The sequence below is a fragment of the Ruegeria sp. F5 genome (assembly GCF_056533845.1).
On record NZ_JBQFOU010000005.1, the window covers coordinates 72,306 to 96,978 of the forward strand.

General features: G+C 61.6%; 27 protein-coding genes and 1 tRNA gene. 14 read left to right on the top strand and 14 right to left on the bottom strand.

The window, feature by feature from the left end; all coding sequences use genetic code 11:
- Nucleotides 1-293 precede the first annotated feature (293 nt).
- From ACR0K1_RS09215 to ACR0K1_RS09225, 3 genes are read left to right on the top strand one after another with little or no spacing between them, the layout of a single operon-like run.
- Nucleotides 294-524 (top strand): DUF3489 domain-containing protein, encoded by a 231-nt coding sequence (locus ACR0K1_RS09215; RefSeq protein ID WP_480613218.1) that lies wholly within the window; start codon nt 294-296, stop codon nt 522-524.
- On the top strand, nt 521-937 hold the full coding sequence (locus ACR0K1_RS09220; RefSeq protein WP_480850171.1) for a DUF2924 domain-containing protein: 417 nt from the start codon (nt 521-523) through the stop codon (nt 935-937). The genes ACR0K1_RS09215 and ACR0K1_RS09220 overlap by 4 nt, the downstream gene beginning before the upstream one ends.
- Nucleotides 889-2,613: a recombinase family protein gene (locus tag ACR0K1_RS09225; RefSeq protein ID WP_480850173.1), complete on the top strand. Its 1,725-nt coding sequence runs from the start codon at nt 889-891 to the stop codon at nt 2,611-2,613. Before ACR0K1_RS09220 ends, ACR0K1_RS09225 begins: the two co-directional genes overlap by 49 nt.
- Before the next feature lie 375 nt (nt 2,614-2,988).
- On the opposite strand, the gene ACR0K1_RS09230 is transcribed toward ACR0K1_RS09225, so the two are convergent.
- Nucleotides 2,989-3,078, bottom strand: a tRNA-Ser gene (locus tag ACR0K1_RS09230).
- A 203-nt stretch (nt 3,079-3,281) separates the two neighbouring features.
- Between ACR0K1_RS09230 and ACR0K1_RS09235 the strand changes: the two genes are divergently transcribed.
- From ACR0K1_RS09235 to ACR0K1_RS09270, 8 genes are all read left to right on the top strand, one after another.
- Nucleotides 3,282-4,577, top strand: coding sequence for an SPOR domain-containing protein (locus ACR0K1_RS09235; protein WP_480850175.1), 1,296 nt, complete (start codon nt 3,282-3,284; stop codon nt 4,575-4,577).
- Nucleotides 4,578-4,592: 15 nt separating this feature from the next.
- Complete coding sequence (locus ACR0K1_RS09240; protein ID WP_480850177.1) at nt 4,593-5,753, top strand: D-alanyl-D-alanine carboxypeptidase family protein; 1,161 nt, start codon at nt 4,593-4,595, stop codon at nt 5,751-5,753.
- Nucleotides 5,750-6,376: a dTMP kinase gene (tmk, locus tag ACR0K1_RS09245; protein ID WP_480850179.1), complete on the top strand. Its 627-nt coding sequence runs from the start codon at nt 5,750-5,752 to the stop codon at nt 6,374-6,376. The genes ACR0K1_RS09240 and tmk overlap by 4 nt, the downstream gene beginning before the upstream one ends.
- A gap of 3 nt (nt 6,377-6,379) precedes the next feature.
- Nucleotides 6,380-7,501, top strand: a complete 1,122-nt coding sequence (locus ACR0K1_RS09250) for a DNA polymerase III subunit delta' (protein WP_480850181.1) — start codon at nt 6,380-6,382, stop codon at nt 7,499-7,501.
- The gene (locus tag ACR0K1_RS09255; RefSeq protein ID WP_480850183.1) at nt 7,498-8,304 is read left to right on the top strand and encodes a TatD family hydrolase; all 807 of its coding nucleotides are present in this window, start codon (nt 7,498-7,500) and stop codon (nt 8,302-8,304) included. The genes ACR0K1_RS09250 and ACR0K1_RS09255 overlap by 4 nt, the downstream gene beginning before the upstream one ends.
- Nucleotides 8,301-9,098, top strand: coding sequence for an MBL fold metallo-hydrolase (locus tag ACR0K1_RS09260; protein WP_480850185.1), 798 nt, complete (start codon nt 8,301-8,303; stop codon nt 9,096-9,098). Before ACR0K1_RS09255 ends, ACR0K1_RS09260 begins: the two co-directional genes overlap by 4 nt.
- A gap of 54 nt (nt 9,099-9,152) precedes the next feature.
- Nucleotides 9,153-10,085 (top strand): AEC family transporter, encoded by a 933-nt coding sequence (locus tag ACR0K1_RS09265; protein WP_480613201.1) that lies wholly within the window; start codon nt 9,153-9,155, stop codon nt 10,083-10,085.
- A 62-nt stretch (nt 10,086-10,147) separates the two neighbouring features.
- On the top strand, nt 10,148-10,855 hold the full coding sequence (locus ACR0K1_RS09270) for a CbiX/SirB N-terminal domain-containing protein (RefSeq protein WP_480850187.1): 708 nt from the start codon (nt 10,148-10,150) through the stop codon (nt 10,853-10,855).
- Nucleotides 10,856-10,889: 34 nt separating this feature from the next.
- Here the strand turns inward: ACR0K1_RS09270 and ACR0K1_RS09275 are convergent, their stop codons facing one another.
- The 5 genes from ACR0K1_RS09275 to ACR0K1_RS09295 all read right to left on the bottom strand — a co-directional run bounded on the left by ACR0K1_RS09275 (nt 10,890) and on the right by ACR0K1_RS09295 (nt 15,234).
- A complete protein-coding gene (locus tag ACR0K1_RS09275; RefSeq protein WP_480850189.1) occupies nt 10,890-11,876 on the bottom strand; it encodes a GGDEF domain-containing protein in 987 nt (328 codons plus the stop codon).
- Nucleotides 11,873-12,460, bottom strand: coding sequence for a heme NO-binding domain-containing protein (locus tag ACR0K1_RS09280; protein ID WP_480850191.1), 588 nt, complete (start codon nt 12,458-12,460; stop codon nt 11,873-11,875). The genes ACR0K1_RS09275 and ACR0K1_RS09280 overlap by 4 nt, the downstream gene beginning before the upstream one ends.
- Nucleotides 12,461-12,551: 91 nt before the next feature.
- A complete protein-coding gene (locus tag ACR0K1_RS09285) occupies nt 12,552-14,111 on the bottom strand; it encodes a trimethylamine methyltransferase family protein (RefSeq protein ID WP_480850193.1) in 1,560 nt (519 codons plus the stop codon).
- Between the two features lie 120 nt (nt 14,112-14,231).
- A complete protein-coding gene (locus ACR0K1_RS09290) occupies nt 14,232-14,924 on the bottom strand; it encodes an HAD family hydrolase (RefSeq protein ID WP_480850195.1) in 693 nt (230 codons plus the stop codon).
- Between the two features lie 25 nt (nt 14,925-14,949).
- Entirely contained in the window at nt 14,950-15,234 is a 285-nt protein-coding gene (locus ACR0K1_RS09295; protein WP_480850197.1) for a DUF3572 domain-containing protein, read from the bottom strand.
- Between the two features lie 89 nt (nt 15,235-15,323).
- On the opposite strand from ACR0K1_RS09295, the gene ACR0K1_RS09300 reads away from it, so the two are divergent.
- On the top strand, nt 15,324-16,724 hold the full coding sequence (locus ACR0K1_RS09300) for a diguanylate cyclase (protein WP_480850199.1): 1,401 nt from the start codon (nt 15,324-15,326) through the stop codon (nt 16,722-16,724).
- A 5-nt stretch (nt 16,725-16,729) separates the two neighbouring features.
- Here ACR0K1_RS09300 and ACR0K1_RS09305 read toward each other — a convergent pair whose 3' ends face one another.
- From ACR0K1_RS09305 to ACR0K1_RS09320, 4 genes are read right to left on the bottom strand one after another with little or no spacing between them, the layout of a single operon-like run.
- Nucleotides 16,730-17,203, bottom strand: coding sequence for a periplasmic heavy metal sensor (locus ACR0K1_RS09305; RefSeq protein ID WP_480850202.1), 474 nt, complete (start codon nt 17,201-17,203; stop codon nt 16,730-16,732).
- The gene (locus ACR0K1_RS09310) at nt 17,200-17,544 is read right to left on the bottom strand and encodes a hypothetical protein (protein ID WP_480850204.1); all 345 of its coding nucleotides are present in this window, start codon (nt 17,542-17,544) and stop codon (nt 17,200-17,202) included. Before ACR0K1_RS09310 ends, ACR0K1_RS09305 begins: the two co-directional genes overlap by 4 nt.
- Nucleotides 17,537-18,151 (bottom strand): RNA polymerase sigma factor, encoded by a 615-nt coding sequence (locus ACR0K1_RS09315; RefSeq protein WP_480850206.1) that lies wholly within the window; start codon nt 18,149-18,151, stop codon nt 17,537-17,539. Before ACR0K1_RS09315 ends, ACR0K1_RS09310 begins: the two co-directional genes overlap by 8 nt.
- 6 nt (nt 18,152-18,157) lie before the next feature.
- Nucleotides 18,158-18,625: an EF-hand domain-containing protein gene (locus ACR0K1_RS09320; RefSeq protein WP_480850208.1), complete on the bottom strand. Its 468-nt coding sequence runs from the start codon at nt 18,623-18,625 to the stop codon at nt 18,158-18,160.
- A 223-nt stretch (nt 18,626-18,848) separates the two neighbouring features.
- Between ACR0K1_RS09320 and ACR0K1_RS09325 the strand changes: the two genes are divergently transcribed.
- Both ACR0K1_RS09325 and ACR0K1_RS09330 read left to right on the top strand, forming a co-directional pair.
- Nucleotides 18,849-19,247 (top strand): DUF983 domain-containing protein, encoded by a 399-nt coding sequence (locus ACR0K1_RS09325; protein ID WP_480850210.1) that lies wholly within the window; start codon nt 18,849-18,851, stop codon nt 19,245-19,247.
- 8 nt (nt 19,248-19,255) lie between these two features.
- A complete protein-coding gene (locus tag ACR0K1_RS09330; protein ID WP_480850211.1) occupies nt 19,256-19,957 on the top strand; it encodes an NUDIX hydrolase in 702 nt (233 codons plus the stop codon).
- 4 nt (nt 19,958-19,961) lie between these two features.
- Here ACR0K1_RS09330 and ACR0K1_RS09335 read toward each other — a convergent pair whose 3' ends face one another.
- From ACR0K1_RS09335 to nuoN, 4 genes are read right to left on the bottom strand one after another with little or no spacing between them, the layout of a single operon-like run.
- Complete coding sequence (locus ACR0K1_RS09335; protein WP_480850213.1) at nt 19,962-21,629, bottom strand: ribonuclease J; 1,668 nt, start codon at nt 21,627-21,629, stop codon at nt 19,962-19,964.
- The gene (locus ACR0K1_RS09340; RefSeq protein WP_480850215.1) at nt 21,626-22,405 is read right to left on the bottom strand and encodes a type III pantothenate kinase; all 780 of its coding nucleotides are present in this window, start codon (nt 22,403-22,405) and stop codon (nt 21,626-21,628) included. Before ACR0K1_RS09340 ends, ACR0K1_RS09335 begins: the two co-directional genes overlap by 4 nt.
- 11 nt (nt 22,406-22,416) lie before the next feature.
- Complete coding sequence (locus tag ACR0K1_RS09345; protein ID WP_480850217.1) at nt 22,417-23,163, bottom strand: biotin--[acetyl-CoA-carboxylase] ligase; 747 nt, start codon at nt 23,161-23,163, stop codon at nt 22,417-22,419.
- A gap of 54 nt (nt 23,164-23,217) precedes the next feature.
- Nucleotides 23,218-24,660: an NADH-quinone oxidoreductase subunit NuoN gene (nuoN, locus tag ACR0K1_RS09350; RefSeq protein WP_480850219.1), complete on the bottom strand. Its 1,443-nt coding sequence runs from the start codon at nt 24,658-24,660 to the stop codon at nt 23,218-23,220.
- Between the last annotated feature and the right edge of the window lie 13 nt (nt 24,661-24,673).

A 24,673-nucleotide genomic window follows, 5' to 3' on the forward strand; every position in this document is an offset into this window, starting at 1 on the left:
GAGATGTATTCACCTCCCCTTGGGACCTTGTCCCTTGCAGGGCTGGCTAGAATCTATGCGCGGGCTTTTGCAATTGCAACCCCCAAGCAAAAAGTAACCAATTAAGATTGTTGACGAATAATCGGGGGTACGGCAGCAGCGCCCCGCAAAACACACCCCTCCTGAGGCTGCCCCAGAAAGAGCTGGACTGTTGCTGTGAACCACGCATCACTGGATCCACGCCCGAGCCATTCGGGCGCTCCTCGGTACCGGGGTTTGGCATTCCGCCAGCCCCGGATCAGAGGAGACGATACATGTCCAAATCGAAACAAACCAAAATTGACAAGGTGCAAGCCTTGTTGCGTCGCCCAAGCGGCGCCAGCCTTGAGGCGCTCTGCAAAGCAACGGGATGGCAGCCTCATTCGGTCCGAGCGGCATTGAGTGGGTTACGGAAGAAAGGCGTCACAATTGAACGACGCGAATCCGACAAGCCACATGGTTTTTCCACATATCACCTCACAGCAAACAAGGGCGGCGAGTCATGACGAAGATCAGCGATGTCGCCGATCTCGCCGCCATGGGTCGATCGGATCTAGTCACGCTTTGGCAGCATCTGTTTCATCAACCAGCCCCCGCCATGCTCAGCCAACCCTTCCTGCGCCGTTTTATCGGCTTTGAGATGCAGTCTCGCCGTCATGGCGGGCTAACCCGGCATGCCAAAGCCACGCTGGGAAAGGGCTGTGAGAAAAAGCCCCGGCCTAAATGCCCTACCCTTAAACCAGGCGGGCGCCTGCTGCGCGAGTGGAATGGCGTGACCCATATGGTCGATGTGACAGAGGACGGCTTCACTTGGAACGGTCGGTCCCATCGCTCGCTCTCGGCCATCGCCCGAGAGATTACCGGTGCGCATTGGTCAGGGCCGCGTTTCTTCGGACTCTCTGGCAAGGGGGCCAAATGAGCCTGCGCCGTAAAACCCGATGTGCCATCTACACGCGCAAGTCCTCAGAAGATGGTCTGGATCAGGACTTCAATTCGCTGGATGCGCAACATGAGGCCTGCGCGGCCTATGTCGCCAGCCAGCGGCACGAAGGTTGGACCCTTTTGCCAGACCGCTACGATGACGGTGGCCTGTCGGGCGGCACCCTAGAGCGCCCTGCCCTTCAGCGCCTTCTTGAAGAGATCGATGCCGGGCGTATTGACATGGTGGTGGTCTACAAGATTGACCGGCTGACCCGGTCGCTTGCCGACTTCTCTAAGCTGGTCGAACGGCTGGAACAGGCGAACTGTTCCTTTGTGTCCGTCACGCAGGCCTTCAACACCTCTTCCTCCATGGGCCGGCTGACCCTGAACGTGCTGTTGTCCTTTGCTCAGTTTGAACGGGAAGTCACCGCCGAACGTATTCGCGACAAAATCGCGGCGTCCAAGAAAAAGGGGCTTTGGATGGGTGGCAACCTGCCCCTGGGCTATGACCGCCACCCCGATCCAAAAGCAAGAACGCTGGTGGTGAACGAAGATGAGGCCAGAACGGTCCGGCATCTCTTTGGGCTTTATGACGAGCTGGGTTGCCTTCGCAAAGTAGAAGAACGGGCAACGGCAGAAGGACTGCGGTCAAAACGGGTTCTTCGGACAGATGGCAGCGTGAAAGGGGATTGTCCGCTGTCACGCGGCCAGATCTATTACCTGCTGCGCAACCCGGTTTATCTCGGAAAAATCCGCCACAAGGATAAGATCTGGGGCGGACAACATCCAGCGATCATCGACCAGGACATCTGGGACCGGGTGCAGGAAAAAATGCGACGGGCCTCCAACCGCTCCCGGGCACGTGATGGTTCCGATGAGCGCCAACACACCAATGACCCCGGGGCCTGGCTCACCGGTCTGCTGCAGGACGAAACTGGTGATCGGTTGACGCCAACCCACACCACACGCAAAGGCCGACGGTTGAGCTACTATATCTCCAACAGACTCATCTCGGGCGGAAAGGATATCTCCGGCTGGCGACTGCCCGGCCCTGCGCTGGAAAACGCTGTCATTGATGTCATCGTCAGACATCTGCAAGACGCCGCAATCACGCATCGAGTTCTGGCGCAGCCGGAGGCCGGGTCAGCCGAGGCAGTTCAGACTTCAGTTGCGGATTTAGTAACCCGGCTTCAACACCAAGGCGGTCAGGTCGGCGTTGATATTCTGGCCAGCGGTGGAATCGCACGAGGACACATTGACCTCGAATTAAACCCCAAAACTCTGGCAAGCGCATTTGGCACTGCTGCGGAGTATCTGCACCCGGACCTCACCCACGTCACCGCATCTTTCGATCTGCGCCGCCGCGGCGTCGAGGCCAAGGTCATCGCCGGAGATATGGCACCCCAACCTGATCCCCACCTCCGGTCCATGCTGATCCGCGCCCATGGCTGGGCCCGTGATCTGAAAGCTGGAGTTCAACTGATGGAGATTGCACGCCGCGAAAGCGTTCCCGGCGCATTCATCCGTACCCGTGCCCAGCTCGCATTTCTCTCACCGAAGATTCAGGCCGCGATTCTCGACGGCACCCAGCCACCCGAACTTACACTCAAACGTTTGGTCAGCGTGACCCACCCACTTGATTGGTCCGAACAGGAACGCCTGTTCGGCTTTTGATAGCTCCAGATCCTGCGTCCCTGATACAGGGTTCGCCCTCCCTGATCCGGCGGAACAATTCCCTGTTCCCACGAGAAAATTCCCTGTTCCACGTTTTAGGGAATTTGCAACATAAACCTCTGGAAAACATACAGTTCTTAAGTGAGGAATGACGGAACTCAGAACTGTTTTGCAGAAATTCCCTGTAAATTGCAGGTTATCAGGGAAATCCAGCCCAAAGCGACCCCGCCAAAATGCGGCACTGAGACTGCGGCCGGAATTGCGCTTTGAATGTACAGTCTGCTCCGTCTCTGATTGAAAGCGCACGCGCCAACTCGCAGGAATTGCGGCACAATTCCGGGTCAGAAAACACAACTGAAGTGAGACAGGTATGAGTGGCGGGGAGACAGGGATTCGAACCCTGGGGACGCTCTCACGCCCAACGGTTTTCAAGACCGCCGCATTCGACCACTCTGCCACCTCCCCGCGTGGGGCCGGGTCTAAGGCCAAGTTGGTGCAGAGGCAAGTCGAAATCGGGAAATCTTGCCGAAGGCCGCGCGGCAGTCTTTCCATGGCTCCGCAGCCGCGTTATGATCCCGAAATAAGACCGTATCAGGCTGGCATGCAGAACCAGTCGGTTGGCGGCGGGGCTCGGGAAACGCAGCCCCTTCAGGCAAGGGATGACACAGATGAAGCGAGCGACTGAGACAGGCGCAAAACCGCGAGGACTGGCTATTCTCGCCGTCACCCTGACGGTATTGTCGGGGTGTGATGAGGCCGCATTATCACAAAGCGATACCGAGGCACCCGACGCCGCGGGAGACAGCAGTAAAACCGAGCTTTTACCCAGTGTCTCCAAGGCCTCACAGCGCGATATTGAAGCGCCCGAGGTATTCGAGGTGTCCGAGGCCGGGCTTTGGGACGGGCGGCCATCGCTTGGCGGCATCTGGGTGGCGCATCCCGATGTGGACCAGCCCGAACGAGTGGTGATCAAGAACGCCGCGAATGACAAGACTGTAGTCGGTGCGCTGTTCCGGCGCGAACGGAACCTGCCGGGACCGGCCCTGCAGGTGTCGTCCGCCGCCGCCGAACAACTTGGGATGTTGGCGGGCGCGCCGGTCAAGATTCAGGTCGTCGCGCTGCGCCGCGAGACGATTGAGGAAACTCCGCCCCCGGCAGCAGAAACCGAGGCCCAAGGCACTGAAGCCGAAGACGTGACGGATGAGGCCACCGAAGTGGCCGAAACCGAAACAGAGCAACCCGCGAAACGGAAATGGTGGCAAAAGAAGGAACCGGCGGCAGGTGCCGCTGCTGCGACCGGAGCGGCGGTTGCTGCGTCCGTCGAGGCCCCGACGGAAGCGGCCGAAGAAACTGCAAGCGCTGACGCCGATACCTCTGCCGAAGAGCCTGAGGAAACGGAAGCGGCCGAAAAACCCGCCAAGCGCAAATGGTGGCAAAAGAAAGAGCCCGCGACTGCCGCAGCCGCGGGTACAGCCACGGCGGCCACCGCTGCGACGGTCGAAACCGCCAGTACCGCGACCGAAGTGGCCAGCGCGACTGCAACCCCTGCCCTGACAGATGCGCCAGTTGAAGCGCCTGCCGAAAAGCCCGCGAAACGGAAATGGTGGCAGAAGAAAGACCCGAACGAGATCACCGAAACGCCGCTTGATCCCATCGAAGGTGCCGCTGCCGCAATCGAGGCGTCGGACCCAACGCCCGTGGCCGCTGCGGCTCCGGCGGCGACATCTTCGCTGTCGAAACCCTATGTGCAAATCGGGACCTTTGGCGTCGAAGTGAATGCAAACAGCGCGGCTGAAAAGATCCGCCGAAACGGAATGGCCGCCGAAGTGCGCGAGTTAGAGACCGAGGATAAGACCGTCTGGCGCGTTCTGGTCGGACCTGCCACAAACAGGGCCGAGCGCCGGGCCATGCAGAGTGATGTGAAAGACCTGGGCTTTTCCGACGCGTTCACCGTATCCAACTGAGATAGGAGGCAATCTATGCTGTCCTCACTGCGAAATTCTGTTCTGGCGCTGGCCCTTTTGGCGGTACCGGCCCATGCGTTCGACACTTCGGCGCGCGCTGCTTATGTGATGGACCAGACGACCGGCACGGTGCTGCTGTCCAAAGACGCAGATCAGCCGTTGCCGCCTGCCTCAATGTCCAAGCTCATGACACTTTATGTGGCGTTCGAGGCGCTGCGGGACGGGCGGCTGACGCTCAGCGAAACCCTTCCAGTGTCGGAACATGCCATGAGCTATGGCGGCTCGACCATGTTCCTGAACACGCAGGATCGGGTGACGGTCGAGGATTTGCTGCGCGGGATCATCGTGCTGTCCGGCAACGATGCCTGTGTCGTGATTGCCGAGGCGCTTAGCCCCGATGGAACCGAGGCCGGGTTTGCCCGATACATGACCCAGCGGGCCAAGCAGATGGGCATGGACAACTCGAACTTCGCCAATTCCAACGGCTGGCCCGCCGCAGGTCATATGATGTCGGTGCATGATCTGGCCGTTCTCGCGGACCGTCTGATCAGCGATTTCCCTGAATACTACCCGCTCTTCGCCGAGGAAGAATACGAATTTGACGGGCGCGCGCCATCGAACAAACGCAACCGGAACCCGCTGCTGAAACTGGATATCGGCGCGGATGGCCTGAAAACCGGCCACACGCAAGAGGCCGGGTATGGACTTGTCGGCTCGGCCAAGCAGGGCGACCGGCGGGTGATCTTTGTGCTTTCGGGCCTCGACAGCACCGGCCAGCGCGCAGAGGAGGCTGAGGCCGTGGTTAACTGGTCGTTTCGCAATTTTGTCGAGAGGACAGTTGCCAACGCGGAAACGCCGATAGCCGAAGCCAAGCTGTGGATGGGTGAGAAAAGCACCGTCGGGCTGGTGCCCGAGGGCGACCTGTCCGTGCTGTTCCCGGTTCTGGGCACCCAAAATGTCGAGGCCGAAGTGGTCTACGAAGGCCCCATCAATGCGCCCGTGGCTAAGGGCCAGCAACTGGCCGAACTGGTGATCAAACCCGAAGGGCTGCCGGAAATCCGCCGCCCTCTGGTCGCGGCTGAAGATGTGGCCCTTGGCGGCTTTCTGGTGCGGATGATGACCGTGGGCGGGATCGTTCTGAAAGACGTGATCAATACTCCGCTGGAGTCGATGTGACGCGGGCGGGGTTGTTTCTGACCTTCGAAGGCATTGACGGTTCGGGAAAATCCACTCAGGCGCGGATGCTGGCGCAGCATCTGCGCGAGGCGGGTCATGAGGTCGTCTTGACCCGAGAACCGGGTGGTTCTGCCGGGGCCGAGGAAATCCGCAGTCTCGTTCTGGAAGGGGACCCGGACCGCTGGTCGGCGGAGACCGAGATTCTACTCTTCACCGCCGCCCGCCGCGACCATCTGGAACGTACAATCGAACCTGCGCTGGCCGCGGGGAAGGTTGTGATCTGCGACCGTTTTGCCGACAGCACCCGCATGTATCAGGGCCTGTCGCGCGGTGATCTGCGCGGGGTGGTGGACCAGTTGCACAGCCTGATGATCGGGCGCGAGCCGGATATAACTCTGCTGATCGACATGGACCCCGAAACCGGCCTGTCCCGCGCCAAGGGTCGGCAAGGCACCGAAGAACGGTTCGAGGATTTTGGGCCGACCCTGCAACAGAACATGCGGGCCGGGTTTCTGGCCCTGGCCGAGGAATTCTCGGACCGTTTTCGCGTGGTTGACGGCAATCGGGACATGGACAGCGTCGCCCGGGATGTGACAGATATCGTCATGGCAGCCCTGCGATAGAAGATGAGCGACGATACCCCAACCCCGGATCAGGCCCCCGGCGCACCGCATCCGCGCGAAACCACCCGTTTGTTCGGACAGGACGCGGCGGAACAGGCGTTTCTGACGGCGTTCAACTCGGATCGCCTGCATCATGGCTGGTTGCTGACGGGGCCGCGCGGGGTTGGCAAGGCGACCCTGGCCTGGCGGATCGCGCGGTTCCTGCTGGCGACGCCCCCGGCGGATGATGGCGGGCTGTTTGGTGCGCCCCCACCCCCTGAAACGCTGGATATCGATCCCGAACACCCGGTCGCGCACCGCATTCTGGCAGGGGCGGAACCGGGGCTGGCCGCAATCACCCGCTCGCTGAACGATCAGGGCCGGTTGCGGAACGAGATCGTCGTGGACGACATTCGCAAGCTTGGCAAATTCTTCGGCCTGTCCTCTGCCGATGGCGGTCGCCGGGTGGTGATCGTGGATGCGGCGGACGAGATGAATGTCAGCGCTGCAAACGCTCTGCTGAAAATGCTCGAAGAACCGCCCGCGCGGACAACGCTGCTGCTGGTTTCGCACCAGCCGTCACGCCTGTTGCCGACGATCCGGTCGCGCTGCCGCACCTTGCGCCTGTCCGCTCTGGGACCCGGGGACATGCAGGCCGCGCTGTCCCAGACCGGGGCCGAATTGCCGGGCAAGACGGACCATCTGGCCGCCCTCGCCGCCGGATCGGTAGGCGACGCGGTACGCCTGATCAATCTGGGCGGGCTGGAGATTTACGCCGAGCTTATCGCCATTCTGGGCACCCTGCCCCGCATGGATCGCCAACGCGCGCTGGCCCTGGCCGAAGCCGCCGCCCAGCGCGGCGCGGCGGAAAGGTTCGACCTGTTGCTGACGCTGATCGACGTAGCCCTGTCGCGTCTGGCGCTGACCGGGGCAACGGGGGCACCCCCAACGCCCGAGGCCGCCCCGAACGAGGCGGAGACGCTGGCGCGCCTGTCCGCCTCACCGCATCAGGCCCGCCGCTGGGCCGAGGTTGCGGCGACAATCACTGCCCGCGCGCGACATGGTCAAGCGGTGAACCTTGACCCTGCCGCTCTGGTCCTAGATACGGTGTTCAAGATACAGGAAACCGCCGGTCAGAGCAGATGAGCGACACCCCCCAGATCACCGACAGCCATTGCCATCTGGATTTCCCCGATTTCGAAGGGCAATTGGACCAGATCATCGCCAATGCCGCCGAGGCTGGCGTCACCCGCATGGTCACGATCTGCACCCGCCTGCGCAACGAACCCACCGTTCGCGCCATTGCCGAGGCGCACGCGCCGGTCTTCTACGCCGCAGGCACCCACCCGATGAGCGCCGCTGATGAGCCGATGGCAACGGTGGACGAACTGGTCGCCCTGTCGCAGCACCCGAAATTCGTCGGCATCGGCGAAAGCGGGCTGGATTATCACTACACCGCCGAAAGCAAGGACATTCAGCAGCAATCCCTGCGCATCCATATCGAAGCGGCCCAGCGCACCGGCCTGCCCCTGATCATCCACGCCCGCGCCGCCGATGACGACATGGCCCGCATCCTGACCGAAGAATACCGCAACGCGCCCTATTCCTGCGTCATGCACTGCTTTTCATCCTCAGGCGAACTGGCCAAAGCGGCCCTGGATCTTGGTTTTTACCTGTCCATGTCCGGCATCGCGGCTTTTCCCAAAAGTCAGGAGTTGCGCGACATCTTCGCCAGCGCCCCTGTAGACCGCATTCTGGTCGAAACCGACGCGCCATATCTGGCGCCACCACCGTATCGCGGTAAACGCAACGAGCCTGCCTATACGGCCCAAACCGCCCGCAAAGGGGCCGAGGTGTTTGGCATGGACTACGCCGCCTTTGCGACGCAGACGCAATCCAATTTCGAGCGGCTGTTTTCGAAAGCGGCCCACGACAAGGCCGCTGCATGACCCAATTGCGTTGCACCATTCTGGGCTGCGGATCATCCGGCGGCGTTCCCCGTTTGGGCGGGCAATGGGGCGCGTGCGATCCGAATAATCCAAGAAATATCCGCCGCCGCTGCTCGATGCTGGTGGAACGGGACGGCCCCGAGGGCACGACCTCGGTCCTGATCGACACCTCGCCGGACATGCGCAGCCAGTTGCTGGATTCGGGAACCGGGCGGCTGGATGGAGTGGTCTATACCCATTCGCATGCGGATCACGTTCACGGCATCGACGACCTGCGCATGATCGTCTTCAACATGAAGACGCGCGTTCCGGTCTGGGCCGATGGCGACACGCAAAACGCCCTGCTTGGGCGGTTCGGTTACGCGTTCATCCAGCCTGAAGGCTCACCCTATCCGCCTATTCTGGACCTGAAATCCATTAATGGCCCGTTTGAAGTGGACGGCCCCGGCGGCCCGATCCCGTTCCACCCCTTCAAGGTCAATCACGGCTCGATAGACTCTCTGGGGTTCCGTCTTGGAAAACTCGTCTATCTGCCTGATGTCGCCGAGATTTACGACGACGCCTGGCCCGAGATGGAGGGGCTGGATTGCCTCATCATCGACGCCCTGCGCCGCGCGCCGCACCCCACCCACGCGCATCTGGAAAAGACCCTGGGCTGGATCGAGAAACTGCGTCCCCAGCGCGCCGTTCTGACCAACATGCATATCGACCTCGACTATGCCACGGTCGAGGCCGAGACACCCGACTACATCACCCCCGCTTTTGACGGCATGGTGATCCATCAGGCGCTGTGAGGCCCTGCCCCGCGCCTGCCGGATATCGTCAGCGGCACAGCCAGCGGGGGCGGCATGCTTCAGAACCTGATCAACGTCATCCTACCGGTTTTTCTGGTGATCGGTGCCGGCTACGCCGCGACACGCTCCGGGTATTTCAAGGAAGTCCACGTTGACGGGCTGATGAAGTTCACGCAGGGCTTTGCCATTCCCTGCCTGCTGTTTCTGGCGATTGCCCATCTGGACCTCAGCGCAAGTTTCGATCCCCGCCTGCTAGCCAGCTTCTATTCGGCGGCGGCCTTGTGTTTCACGGTCGGCCTGTTCGGCGCGCGCATCATCTTTGGCCGCGATTGGGAGGATTGCGTCGCGATCGGGTTCTGTTGCCTGTTCTCGAACTCGGTCCTGCTGGGCCTTCCGATCACCGAACGCGCCTACGGACCGGAAAACCTGACCGGGAACTACGCGATCATCGCCTTCCATTCGCCCTTTTGCTACGGCGTCGGGATCACGGTGATGGAGGTTGTCCGCAACCGGGGTCACAGCGGCGCGCATATGGCCCGGTCGGTTCTGTCGGCCATGTTCAAAAACGCGCTGATCCTGGGTATCGGCTTGGGGTTTGTGGTCAATCTGTCCGGTCTGACCATCCCGGCCGTTGTGGACGAGGCACTGGAACTGGTGACACGCGCAGCCCTGCCGGGGGCGCTGTTTGCGCTTGGGGGTGTACTGGTCAAATACAAACCCGAAGGCGATCTGCGCACCATCGCCTATGTCTGTTGCATCTCGCTGATGCTGCATCCAAGCCTGGTCTGGCTGTTTGGCAAATCCGTGGGGCTGCCGCAGGACCTGTTCCGGTCCGGCGTGTTGAACGCAGCGATGGCTCCGGGCTTCAACGCCTATATCTTCGCCTCCATGTATGGTCGGGCCAAGCGGGTTGCCGCCTCATCCGTCCTGCTCGGGACCGCCGCTTCGATATTGACTGTCTGGCTCTGGTTGACCCTTCTGGGTTAATCACGGTTTGACTTTTGTGTCGGGCGACACATCTTTCGCGCACTCAGACAGGAGACCCGCGCATGCCGCATGCCATTATCGTCGCTCATGGCCAGCCCTCGGACCCGGACCCGGCCGAGGCGGCCCTTGCGTCTTTCGCGGCCAAGGTCGACGCGCTGGCCGGGTCGGTTTCCGTACGCTCGGCCACCCTGGCCGCCCCCGGCGCGCTTGAGGCGCAAATGGACAACCTTCCAGAGGGGGCCGTGATTTACCCTCTGTTCATGGCCAAAGGGTGGTTTGTGACCAGTGCATTGCCGAAACGGATCGGCGACCGGAATCTGCGCGTTCTCGACCCGTTGGGCATCGACCAAGACCTGCCCCGGCTGGCGGCGGATGCGGTGCGTGACACGGTGGCGGGGCTGCGATGGGATGCGGCCGCGACCGATCTGGTGATCGCCGCGCACGGGTCTGGCCGCAGTCGAAACCCCTCTGCCGTGGCCAACGCGTTTGCCACCCGGTTGGGCCAGTTGCTTACGCTCAAATCCATCCGCGTGGGATTTGTTGAGGAGCCGCCCTCTATCTCCGACACCGCCAGTGGCACCGGAGAGAACGCCATCTGCCTGCCCTTCTTTGCCTGCGTCGGAGGTCATGTTCTGGACGACATCCCCGAGGAACTGAACCGGGCGCAGTTCACAGGCCACGTGATGCCGGTCGTGGGCGAATTGCCCCCGATCCAAACCCGGATTGCCGAAAAACTGCGCCAGGCGTTTTCCGAAGGCGCGCGCCCCTGACTGCGGCATCGGGTCCGCGATGGATCACACAACGTTATGCGCTGGACAGGGTCGAATGCAGCCGGTGGCGTGATCGCCCAGCGCGTTTGGCCTGATACAAGGCCTGATCCGCCGCCTTCAACATCGCTGCAGCATTTGGCTGTTTGAACTGGGTCGACAGGGCCATGCCGATGCTGGCAGAAATCCGGCAGGTTTCACCCTGAACGACCACCGGTTCCTGCAGGCGCGTGATGATGCGGTCCGCAATCGCGGCAAGCACAGCTTCGTCGTTCAAGTCTTTGAAGAAAATCACAAACTCATCACCCCCAACCCGGGCCACCATGTCGCTGCCGCGCGTTTCCTCGACCATGATCCGGGCAGCGTTTTGCAGAACAAAATCACCTGCGGCATGTCCCAACCGGTCGTTTACCGATTTGAAGAAATCCAGATCCAGATTCATCAGCGCAAAACTCGAGTTTGCCGAAACCAAATACCCCAGCATGTGATCCATGGCGCGCCGGTTCTTTATCCCCGTCAGCGTGTCGGTATACGCCTGCTCTTCTGCGGCAAGCATCGCGCCTTGCAGGCGAAGGTTCAGGGATCGCGACGCCTCCATCGCCGCCGATTTCGCCTCGACCAGATAGAGCAGTTCGATCGCCAGATCGGTGCCCGAGAAATCGGCGCTGGTCAGAGCGTAGTCGCGCACTGCGTCCAGTATCGAAATCCCGAACGACAGGTTGATCACTGCCCCGCCCCCATCGGGCAGCGGCGCGACCAGACCCTTAAGCGCCGTGCGCGGTTCATCAAGGAATTTCAGGTGCACCCGCGCCCCGGCCATCGACATGAGAGCAGGCATCGTTGTCACCGCACGCGGGCGGATCAGTTCAAAAACATCCAGAAAGTTCCGACCGATCAGCACTGTATCAGACCGCAGTTTCTGCAGCGTCGGACCGGCCCGCCGTATACAGCCGCCGTCATCCACCAACACGAACATCGGGCAAAGCGTTTCCAGCAAACCGGCAAGCTTATCCGATTGCATCATCCCTTACGCGCCCCCAGATCGAAATGACGCCCCTCGGCAAAAGCGCTTTCGACCAGCATGACCGAGATTACCTCGGCCTCGCCCTGTACCCCGTCATGCGACAGCATCACCAGCGCCCCGTAATCATCCGCCATAGCCCGCAGCACACCGACCATGACGCTGGAATAGCCCGGCAGACCGGGAAAGCAGAGAAGTTGGAATTCGGCGGCGTTCAGTTCCCGCAGTTCCAAGGCAGGCAAGGCAAGGTCCGAGACCGCCAACCTTACTCGATCCGCCAGATCATCCAGCGAGTGCAGAAACTCCACATAAGTCACCCCGCCAAAACGCAGTAGACGGCGCAGCCCTTCCGTGTTCGGGTGCGACACAAGGTAAGTGCCAAGGTCCTCGAGAATCTCTGCCTGCGGGCGGTTCAGGTCGTCACTCAGCGCCGTCAGAACCCGCGCCGATACCACATCGTCATACACGAGCATGGCTTCAAATTCGGTAAAGCCCAGGCCTGCCACCTCGGTCACGCGCTGCCAGCAGGGGCGCCCGTAGGTTGCGCAGACAAACGACTGTAGCGCCCGATTGATCAGACCATGCATCAGATGCCCCGGATTGGTTACGCCCCCAATCTGGCCCGACAATCCTTAACAAAACGACAAGCTCGGCTCAGATATGCGAAGCTTTTGAGTGTCAGAAATCCGTGGGCGCGCCACCTTCGGCTTTGCGCCGTTCCACGAAGTCTGCCAGTTCCTCCCGAATGGCGTCATCCATCGGCGGGGCCTCGAAGCTGGTGATGATTTCCTTGAACATGTGATGCGCGCGTTCCGCCGTCCAGATACCGCCGGCCGCGTCCCAGCCCTCGTAGTTCTTCCAGTCGCTGAGGAACGGCTGGTAGAACGCGGTGGTATAACGGTCCTGCGTGTGCTGGATGCCAAAGAAATGACCGTCATTACCGACCGAGCGAATGGCATCCAGCGCGATCTCATCCGGGCCGGTCGCTGTCAGCTCCGGGTTCATATACCGCTGAATTTGCTGCAGGATTTCACAATCCATGATAAACTTCTCGGGGCTGGCAATCAGCCCGCCCTCCAGCCATCCCGCAGCGTGGTAGACGACATTCGTACCCGACTGCACCGCCGCCCACAGTGAGTTCGATGTTTCCCAAATCGACTGCCCATCCGGTACATTCGCGGCACACACCCCCGAGGACCGCATCGGCAGGCCGTAATACCGCGCCATCTGGCCGGTCATCTGGGTCGAACGCATATATTCCGGCGTTCCAAAGGCCGGCGCGCCACTTTTCATATCCACATTCGAGGTGAACGTGCCGATCACCGAAGGCGTACCCGGACGCACATACTGGAACAACGCAATCGCGCACAAGGCCTCGGCCAAAGACTGGGCAACCGCGCCCGCCATGGTCACCGGGGCCATCGCTCCGGCCAGCGTGAACGGTGTCACCACCACCGCCTGCCCCCGCCGCGCCAGACGCAGACAGCCGTCGATCATCGGATGGTCATGCTTCAGCGGCGAGGTCGAGTTGATGTTGGTGTACATCCGGGGGGTTGCTTCGAACTCTTCGTGGGTCAGGCCGCCCGCTATGCGGACCATCTCCATCACGTCTTCGACACGCTCTTTACCCAGCGAATAGGCGTGCATCACCTTGTCCGTCAGGGTCAACTTGTCGTAGAGCACGTCCAGATGCCGGATACTTGCGTGTAGATCCACCGGCTCAACCGGATAGCCGCCTGCGAAGTGGATACAGTTGAAATACTGCGTGAGTTTCAGCAGATTCCGGCACATCTCGCGATTGCCGGGAACCTTGGTGCCGATCTCCATGTCCCAGTAATTCGGCGGAGAGGACACGTTGCCGAACAGCAGGTTCTTACCGCCGATCTCGATCTTACGGTTCAGGTTGCGCGGCGTGATCGAAAACTGACTTGGCGCTTTCGCCACCATCTCCATCACGAAATCGCGGCCCATGCGCACGTTGTCACCGTCTATGGTGCACCCGGCCTGGCGCAGAATTCCGATGGCCTCTTCATTGTAGAACTCGACACCGATCTCTTCGAGGATGCGCATCGCGCCATCGTGGATCGCCTCGACCCCCGCCTGATCCAATGGTTCGGTGGGGCGGTCGATATTGACCGGCGGGTTCCAGGGCATCTGATCGATGGCAGCGCTACCCCGACGCGCGGCTGCTCCGGCACGCCCGCCGCCACGACGTTTGCGAGTTGTGGTGTCGGCCATCATCACCTCCTGCTTTTGCTTTCCTTCAAGCAAGCCCCGAAGCGGGGCAGCAGGCCGCTCTGTCTGCGACAGGTTGTGTCGGTTTTCTAACCTGACTCGCCGAATTTCAGCTTCGTGCGGTCAGTTTTGCGCCAGCCATGCCGGGATATGCCCGATATCCGGCAGCACGACATCCGCCATCGGGGCCAGCGCTTCGGCCTCGGCCAGTCCGGTCAGCACGCCGATTGTGGTCATTCCAGCGGCCCGCCCGGCCTGAAGGTCGTGCAAACTGTCCCCGACCATGGCAATTCGGGCCGGATCGATGCCGATATGGGTCGCAAAGGCCAGCAACTGGCCGGGTCCGGGCTTGAACCCGTGGCCGCTGTCATACCCGGCAATAAAGTCGAAATGGTCTTTGATCCCCGCCGATTCCAGATGCTGCAGCGCCGGGTGTTCACTGTCATTCGTCGCCACACCCAGCCTGATCCCCGATTCCTTCAACCCTTCCAGAAACGGCCCCAAGGGCACTGCAGGCGCTTGCGGCGCGGCGGCGGCTTCCTGGTTCATCAACTCGATCAGCTCAGCGCGGTCGATGCCCTCAAGATGCGGGTGCAGGGCTTCGGCAATTTCCTCGACCGTTCCGGCGATCACGACGCTGTCGGGCGCGTAATGCTCGCGCTCAAAGTCGAAGCCGATAGCCTGCCCCAACTCGGCGGCGCGCGCGGTGTCGTTGTCGGACAGGCGCAGCAGCAAGGTGCGCGCGAAGGTGCCCCATGTGTCGGCAAAGTCAAACAGCGTGCCGTCCTTGTCGAACAAGATCGCTTCGATGGGCATTCGGGGGCTCCTGCGGCAGTAGTAGTTAGGTCCAGTGGATATCCGCGCCGCCCGACAGAACCGCCCGCGCCTGTGCGGGTTGGTCATAGGCGACTGCGTTTGCGTCACAAAACGCCATGATCCACGAATCGTCAAGCATCAGGAAATCCAGCACCGAGGCCATGAATTCCGGCTCGGCCGCCCGGTCGCGCAGATCGCTTGCGGCCAGTCCGGTTGAGCCCAGAAAAACAGGCAGAAGTTCCTCATTCCCGACCAGCCAGCCCAGAGCGTTCAGGGCCAGCGTTTGCGCAGAATCGTCGGAGATGGACATTAATTTTTCCCGGATCGCAGGCTTGGAAAGGGTTTGTTAACCAGACTCATAAACACTTTGTTCACGCATGCAATCAATGGTGAGCAACAATGTCCGTGCAGGGAACCATCCTTGTCCTCGACGGGGTATCGACAAATCGCATCATGCTGAAGGTTCAGCTGACGGCGGCCTGGTATCACGTGGTTCAGGGGGAAAAACTGAAAGGCCTGCCAGCCCTTCTTCGGCGCACGCGGCCCGATCTGGTGCTGACCGCCCAGACCTTGCCCGATGGAACAGCGGCAGAGGTCAAGAAGATGATCGCGAATGAACCGGACCTTGCGGATGTTCCGGTCGTTGCAATCGCGGTTCAGAATGACAAGGGTGCAAGGCTGCGGGCCTTGGCCGATGGGCTGGACGATGTGCTGGTTCACCCATTCAAGGACACATTGCTGCTGGCGCGCATCCGCAGCCTTTTGCGGGCCCGCGCCGACACGCAGGAGCTTGACGTCAAAGACGGCCCGCAATCGATCGGTTTTGCGGAACTCGCTGCCGACCCGATCGCCCCGCCCAGACCCGCACATGTGGGTATCCTGACCAACACGGCGCGCACCGGCGCGGCATGGCTCAGGGCGCTGAGCGGGCAGTCGGGCTGCAACCTGACATGGTCCACCCAATCCGACCTGCGGGGTGTTTTGTCCGGCGCGGTTCCGGACGCGATTGTGGTCGAGTTGGACGCAGACCCATCCTGCCTGCGCACTCTGGCCGACCTCAGATCGCGCGGCGCCACGCGGAACACGGTCTTGATCGGGGTGCTGCAGGACAACAACGCCGCCCGCGCGGCTGAGGCTTTGGACCGGGGCGCAGATGCCGTCTGTCTTGGCGGGTTCTGCGGGCAGGAGGTGTTGCTGAGGCTGGAAAACCAGATCGCCCGCAAGGCGCGGATGGACCGTATGCGGGCCTCGTTAAAAAAGGGTATCGCGGATTCGTGGATCGACCCGCTGACCGGCCTCTACAACCGGCGCTACGCGATGCACGAACTGAATCTGATCGCACGCCAGTCGGTCAAGACCGGTCGAGGGTTTGCCGTCATGCTGGCCGATCTCGATCATTTCAAAGCCATCAATGACAGTTTCGGTCACGCGGGCGGCGACCTGGTTCTCAGCCAGGCCGCCGCGCGTATGCGGGACGTTCTTGGCAAAACAGGATTCGTCGCCCGTATCGGCGGAGAAGAGTTTGTGATCGTGGTGCCGAACACGTCGCGGACCAAAGCCCTGAAACTGGCCGAGGCTCTTTGCGCCCGCATCTGCGAAAAACCGTTCCATCTTCCCGATCATCACGGCTCGGTCGATGTGACTATCAGCATCGGGTTGAAAATGTCCGCCCCGGCTTACCTGTCCCAAGACAGCACGCCGGAACCTGCAGAAGACCTTTTGAAGTCCGCCGACAAGGCGCTTTATGCCGCGAAAAAGGCCGGGCGCAATCAGGTCTGGATCAGGCAAAACGCCGCCTGATCCGGTCAGTCCTTTTTCTTGTGGCCGCGCGGGCCGCGATCCACGACCTCTTCCAATCGATCCGCATAGTCCTGACGTTCCTGATCGCTCATATCGGTCACGCGGTCCAGCCATTGGGTTTGCAGAGCCACCTGCAGATCGGCCATGGATTGCGCGTGCTGCTGCAACAGGATTTCGACGGCAGCCGGATCAAACGGCACCGCGCGCAGGGCCTGACTGAGTTCCTGAAAGTCCTGCTTGCGGTTTTTCGAACCCTTCTTGTGCAGCCCCGACAATTCGCCGCGCATCGCCTTGCGATCCTCTTTGGGCAGCGCACGGTACAGGGCCGAGGCAAACCCCGGCGGTGACTTTGCGTGATCACTGCCCTTCAGCCGCAGCGCCGTCCCAGCCGCCATGCCGACAATCAGAAGGTTCAGGGCCAGTGAAACGACCAGTACAATCGGCATCCAACGCCGTTTCGGTTTGGGATCAGCGCTCATTCCGTGCTCTCCAGAAAGGTGGTGTCGAACCCGAGGTCAGCCACCAGATACGAGGTGTCCTGCGCGGTCAGAAGACCTGCGGGGTCGGGCAGAAATCCGGGGGCCGAAAAGCCGATCCAGATGCCCGCCGCACTGGCGGCAACCAGTCCGCCCATACCCTGCCAGCCGCCGATACTGCTCAGAATGCGGGCCCAACGCGGCTGGCGCGCGGGTCTGAGGCGCCCCAGCCGAACCGCTTCGGCATCGGTCTGGATGCGCACGGCCAGATCATCCGGCAGCGCCGGGCGATCCTGCCGGGCCTGGGCAAACAATTGATCCAGTTCCATGTTGTCATCAGCCATCGTCATACCCCAGTTCGTCCTTACGCCCGGCCAATATGGCCGCCAACGCCCGTTTTCCCCGCGCCGTCAGGCTTTCGACCGCTTCTACCGAAATCCCCATGATCCCGGCAATCTCGGGGTTGGGCAATTCTTCGATATGGCGCAGGATCACCGCTTGCCGTTGCCGGTCAGGCAGTTGCGACAGCGCCACTTGCAGCGCGTCCTTGCGCGCCGTGTCCTGCATCCGGTCGACAACGCTGGCCGCGCCGTCCTCGGGCTCGGGCACGTCCGACAATCGGTCGGGGGCCTTTTTGCGCTTGCGGTCGACGCACAGGTTCAGCGTCACCCGATAGAGCCATGTCGACACTTTGGCCTGCCCCGAAACCCAATCCGGCGCCATCTGCCACAGGCGCATCATCGCGTCCTGCGTCACATCCTCGGCCTCGGCCCGGTTCCCGAGCATACGCAGCGCGACCGAATAGCTGCGCGGCCCCAGACGGTCGGTCAAAACCCGCGCGGCCTTTGCGTCGCCATTGGCAAAGCGCCCCAGCAACACATCGTCGCTGAGGTCGTTCGCGGTGCAATCCGCACCGCGAACCTGTTGCATGTGGGAGGTCAGATCCTCCATCCCGCATCAGTTGTCGTCAGAGCCCGCCTTGGCACGCTTCTTGTGATGCCGGCCCATCTTTTCCTTCGCATCGGCAAATTCCTGCTCTGAGATGCCGCCACTGTTATCCGCATCCATCCGATCAAACATCTTGTCAGCCCGGCGCGGCTTGGGCAACTCATCGTCGCTCAGAAATCCGTCGCTGTTGGCGTCATACTTGTCGAACATCTTCGTGACCCGGTCGTTTGCCTTTTGCTGGGCCGCCGCCTGCATTTCCTCGACGCTCAGCTGGCCGTCGCCATCGGTGTCGGCCTGCGTGAAACGCTGGTTGCGATGCGCCAGCATTTCTTCCTGTGTCACCTGACCATCATTGTTGGCATCCAGTTCCTGAAACGACACTGGCTCGCGGTCTTTTGGGCCTGCGGCCAAAACGGATGTGCCTGTGACTGCGACCGCCGAAAGAACAATGGCCGTGATGATTTTCGAGCTTTTCATATCGGTTTTTCCCTTGTTGACGCGACCTGATTGCCGCTGCTCATACCCATTCAAACGCGGCGGGGCCGGATTTCCGTCGCCAGTATCTCAACTTTTTCGAAACGGCCCCCGTCGGCGCTCACAAGAGTTTTCCCGTTCGGGGCGATGCAAAGCGACGCACCCCCCTTTAATATTGGCCGAAACAGGCGCAATATCCGGCAAAGATGAACGCGCGAGTTATACTATGACGGATCAGACGATCGACACCACGGACGGGACAGAGCGCCAGACATGGCCCGCTCTGGTCAAAGGGTTTCGGTGCAAATGCCCCAAATGTGGCGAAGGCAAGCTGCTGCACAGCTACCTGAAGGTCAACGATACCTGCTCGAACTGCGGGCAGGAACTGTTTCACCATCGCGCCGATGACGGGCCAGCCTATCTGACGATTCTGCTGGTCGGTCACTTGCTGGCACCGGCGCTGCATGTGTCCTATGTGCATTGGCGGCCTGATCCGTGGACCATGGCCATCGGCTTTTCGATTGGCTGCGTGGCCTTGTCGCTGTACCTGCTGCCGCGCCTGAAAGGGGCGGTTGTTGCCTATCAGTGGGCCCGGCGCATGCACGGGTTCGACAAGGCCTCGTGACCACAGGCATGACACCAGACAAAACCGCAATCCGCAATGCAGCAACGGTGATCGTGCTGCGCGACCGACTGACCGATCCGTCAATACTGATGGGTCAGCGCGGCGCAAAAGCGGCGTTTATGCCGAACAAGTTCGTGTTCCCCGGCGGTGCGGTTGATCCGGAAGACGCTGGCGTGCCGCTCGCTTCGCCGCTTCCGGCGCTTTGTCACGATCGGCTGAGTGAACAATCGCAGCCCGGTCTGGAACAGGCCCTTGCCATCGCGGCAATCCGCGAGCTTTGGGAAGAGACCGGCCTGATCCTGGGCCAGCCGGGTGCATGGCAGGGCGACGCGCCCGATGATTGGGCCAGCTTCGCCGCGCTTGGGTTCCGACCCGCGGCCGAGGCGCTGCAATTCGTTTTCCGGGCCATAACCCCGCCCGGTCGCCCCCGTCGCTTTGATGCGCGGTTCTTTCTGGTCGATGCCGGGGCGATTCAGGGCGATCTGGATGATTTCAGCCGCGCTTCGGACGAGCTGTCGCATCTGCAATGGGTCAAACTTGACCGGGCGCGGGATTTCGACCTGCCCTTCATAACCGAGGTCGTTCTGGCCGAAATCGCCGCCCGGGTGACGACCCCCGAGCCGCCCGATTCCGTCCCCTTCTACAAGAATGAGGACGAGCAGAACCTGTTCCTGCGCCTCAAAGGCTATCCCATGCCGCAAGCCGACTAAGTGGTCACCTCATCCGGCTGATCACCACGGTGACTTCGGGTTTTTTGCCAATCTCGGTCTTGGCGGTCTGGCGCACGATCCGGCGCATCGCCTCTTCCAGCTTTTCGTCATCGCGCAAGGTTTTGGCATCGGCCCGCATCAGGAACTGGTTCAGATCCTCTTCCAGCACCTCAACCAGCGCGGCGCGGGAGGTGCCGGTTTCCGGCAGACCCATCGTATCGCACCAGGGCTCGCCCAGCGGCTCATCCTCATCATCCAGAATGACCGTGACCGTGACATGGCCGTTCAGCGCCATGCGGATACGATCCCGAACGATGCCATCCAGCGCCCCCACTTTGACGGTGCCATCCAGATAAGTCCGGCCCGTTTCGACGTAATCCACAACCCGCGGCGCGTTCCCGGTCAGGTCCAGCATGGTGCCGTTCACTGCCAGAATGCCGGTGCGGCCACCGGCCTCGGCCAGTTTGGCGTGTTCGCGCAGATGACGGTGTTCGCCGTGCATCGGGATGACCATTTGCGGATCGACCAGCGCATGTACCTTTTCCAGATCGGGCCGGTTGGCGTGGCCCGAGACGTGATACAGCCCCGAGCTGTCATCCACGACATCCACACCCTTTTCGCTGAGCTGGTTGATGATGAAGATCACGCCGCGTTCGTTGCCGGGGATGGTTTTTGAGGAAAACAGGAACAGGTCGCCCTCTTTCAACTCGATCCCGCGATACTTGCCACGTGCCAGCTGCGCGCTGGCGGCGCGGCGTTCGCCCTGGCTGCCGGTGACGATTAGCATCAGATTCTGGCGCGGCAGGTCTACCGCCTCTTCCGCGCTGATCACCTTGGGAAAATCCGACAGAATGCCGGTTTCCGTCGCCGCTTCGATCATCCGGCGCATCGCGCGGCCCAGCAGAACGACGGACCGCCCGGCCCGCTGGCCCGCCTCGGCCAGTGTTTTCACACGCGCCACGTTCGACGCAAAAGTGGTCGCTACCACCATCCCCTCGGCACCTTCGACCAGTTTGGTAATCTCGGGGCCGACCTCGGATTCCGAGCGTCCTTCATGCGGTGAGAACACATTCGTACTGTCACAGACCAGCGCTTTGACGCCACTCTTGGCGACCTCGGCCCACAGATCGGGGTCGAACGGCTCACCCACTACGGGGTTTGCGTCCAGCTTGAAGTCACCCGAATGCACGACCCGCCCTGCCGGAGTGTCAATAACCAGCGCCGCGCTTTCGGGGATCGAATGCGAAACCGGCAGGAACCCGACCGTGAAGGGGCCTACCGAGACCTGCTCGGGCCAGCCCGAAACCGTACGCACGGCGTCTTCGGGGTGGCCGTGCTCTTCCATCTTGCGGCGCGCGATGTTGGCGGTGAAGGCGCGGGCATAAACCGGCGCACCGAGCGCGTCATAGCAATGGGCCACGGCCCCCACGTGGTCTTCGTGCGCGTGGGTGACAAAAACAGCCTCGAGCCGGTCGGCGCGTTCCTGCAGCCACGCGATATCGGCGTGGATCAGGTCCACCCCCGGCGTTGTGTCCATGTCGGGGAAGGTCACGCCCAGATCCACAAGGATCAGCCGTTCCTGCCCCGGCTTGCCATAGCCATAGACATAGGCGTTCATGCCAATTTCGCCCGCTCCGCCCAGCGGCAGGTAGATCAGTCGTTCACTGCTCATGTTGAGCCATTTTCCTTATTGTAACGATGGATCACGGTCAGGCCATGCATCGTCAGATCATCTTCGATAACGTCGAACCCAACGTCGGCCTGATCGAACAGCGGGGCCAGCCCGCCGGTTCCAACGACTTTCATCGGCATTCCGAATTCGGCCTTGATGCGGGCAATCAGCCCCTCGATCAGACCGGAATACCCCCAATACACGCCGGATTGGATACAGCCAACCGTATTTGTACCAATCACTTTTTCGGGCCGGGTGATGTCGATATGCGGCAGCGCCGCTGCGCCCTGATGCAGTGCCTCCAGGCTCAGGTTCACGCCCGGCGCGATGATACCGCCGACATAGGCCCCGTCCGCGGCAACAACGTCGAAATTGGTCGCGGTTCCAAAGTCCACGACAACCGAATTCCCGCCGTGGCGGTCGAACGCGGCGACTGCGTTGGCCAGTCGATCCGGTCCCGGGACCGTGCCCTGATCCACCCGAGGCGGGACCGGCAGCAGGCAATCGGGTTTGCCCACGACCAGCGGTCTGCAGCCAAAGAACCGATCCGCAAAGATCCGCAGATTGAACACAACCCGGGGCACGGTGGACGAGATGATGACATCTGTGATGTCCGCTTCGATCCCATAGTGTTTTACCAGCGTCGAATACCACGTGAAGTAGGCATCCGCCGTACGCGAATGGTGGGTCGAGGTGCGCAGCGTGCACAGGAACCTCTCACCGTCCCAGATCGAGAACACCGTATTTGTATTGCCGCAGTCGATGGCCAGAAGCATCTGAGCCCCCTTCAGAAAAACACATCCGCCGCCGGTATGCTGACGCGGCCTTTTGCGGTGTTTAGGACAAGGTTGCCCCCGGCGTCCACCGTTTCAAAGGTGCCGACGGTTTCTGACGCTGCGGTCCGGGCGGTGATCACCTCGCCCAACCGGGCGGCGCGCGCCAGCCATGCGGTGCGGATCGGCTCAAACCCGTAGGTGAATTGCGTCTCGTAGCCGGCATAGGCGGCGGCGAGTTCGGTCAGAAAATCCTCCGCGCTCACATGCGCGCCGGTCTCGGACAGCAGCGACACCGGGCGGACGGCGCCGGGTTCGAGCATGTCGGCTCGGGGCGCCTCGGACAGGTTTACGCCGATGCCGATTGACAGATGCGTCACGCCCCGGCCCTGCCCGGTGCTTTCCAGCAGGATACCGGCCAGTTTGCCGCCGTTCAGCAACACGTCATTGGGCCATTTCAGCGACAGCCCCGCCGCACGTCCGGTCACGGCCACGCACGCATCGAACAGCGCCAAGGCCGCCACGAAACTGCGCAGCGCGGCCTGCTCGGGTTCGCCCTGCGGGCGCATCAGCAGAGTTGCGGCAAGATTGCCCTTGGGGTTCGCCCACGCCCGCCCGCGCCGCCCGCGCGCGGCGGTCTGGTGATGCGCCATGATCCAAACCGGACCCTGGGCCGTGGGCGCAAGGCGTGCGGCTTCGTTCAGGGTGCTGTCGACCTCTTGCAGCACATGCAGGCCGTAGCCTTGGGGCCATTCACTCATGTCAAAAAGGCCCGGTGCAAAGACCGAGCCCCCTGCGTTTGACGTTTCAGGACATCAGTTGACAAGTGTAGCCGCCGCTGCCGCTGCAGCCCCTTCGACGCCGAACTGATAGAAAACACCGATCAGCATAAGCGCGGCCGATCCCATCAGGGCGACCCACAGAACCGGGGTCGAATGGGTTTCGATCGGGTCCTCGTTTTCCTCGCCGAAATACATGTAGAACACGATCCGCAGATAGTAGAAGGCACCGATGACCGAGGCGATGGCCGAGACGATCACCAACCCGGTCAGGTCCGCGCTGACACCCGCCTGCCAGACGCCGAACTTGGCGAAGAAGCCCAGCATCGGCGGCACGCCTGCAAGGCTGAACATCAGGATCAGAACCGCCAGCGCCTTACCCGGATCGCGTTTCGAATATTGCCGCAGCGCATCGATATCGGTGACAGGCTTGCCATCCCGCTCCATCATCAGGATGAAGGCGAAGGTGCCGATATTCATTGTCACGTAGATCGCCAGATACATCAGCATCGCCTTGACGCCCATCTCGGTCCCGGCGGCAAGGCCGATCAGCGCGTAGCCCATATGGGCAATCGACGAGAACGCCATCAGGCGTTTGATGTCGCGCTGACCAATCGCTGCCACGGCCCCCAGCAGCATCGACAGAACCGAAAGCAGAACGATCACCTGCTGCCAGTCCTGGATGATGCCACCGAACGCGTCATGCATCAGGCGCGCGAACAGTGCCATTGCGGCAACTTTCGGCGCGGTGGCAAAGAAGGCGGTGATCGGGGTGGGTGAGCCTTCGTACACGTCCGGGGTCCACATGTGGAAGGGCACGGCGGACACTTTGAAGGCCAGACCCGAGATCAGGAAGATCAGGCCGAACAGCAGGCCGAGAGAGACGTCTCCGTGATGCACCGTCGCGATGATGCCCGAGAACAGCGTGGTGCCGGTGAAGCCGTAGACCAGCGAGGCCCCATACAGCAGCAGGCCCGAACTCAGCGCACCCAGCACGAAGTATTTCAGACCGGCCTCGGTCGATTTTGCGCTGTCGCGGCGCAGGGCAGCAACGACGTAGAGCGACAGGGATTGCAGTTCCAGTCCCATGTAAAGCGACATCAGATCGCCCGCACTGACCATCATCATCATGCCCACAGCGGCCAAAGCCACCAGCAGCGGATATTCGAACCGCAGCAGATCGCGGCGCGCCATGTAATCCTGGCTCATCACCAGAACCGCCGCGGCAGACAGCAGGATCGCAACCTTGGCAAAGCGCGAGAAGCCGTCATCGACGAACATGCCGTTGAAGGCCACGTTGGTCCCGCCGCCGTTGGTGGCGATCCAGAACGACAGCAGCGCCATCAGCCCCGCCGTGGTCCAGACCAGAACCGGCGCAAGCGCGTCCTTGGTGGTGTAGACAGCCCCGATCAGAGCGGCCATCGCATACACGGCCAGAACGATTTCCGGCAGGATTATTGTGAGATCAGCCTGGATCATGCCTCCAAAGCTC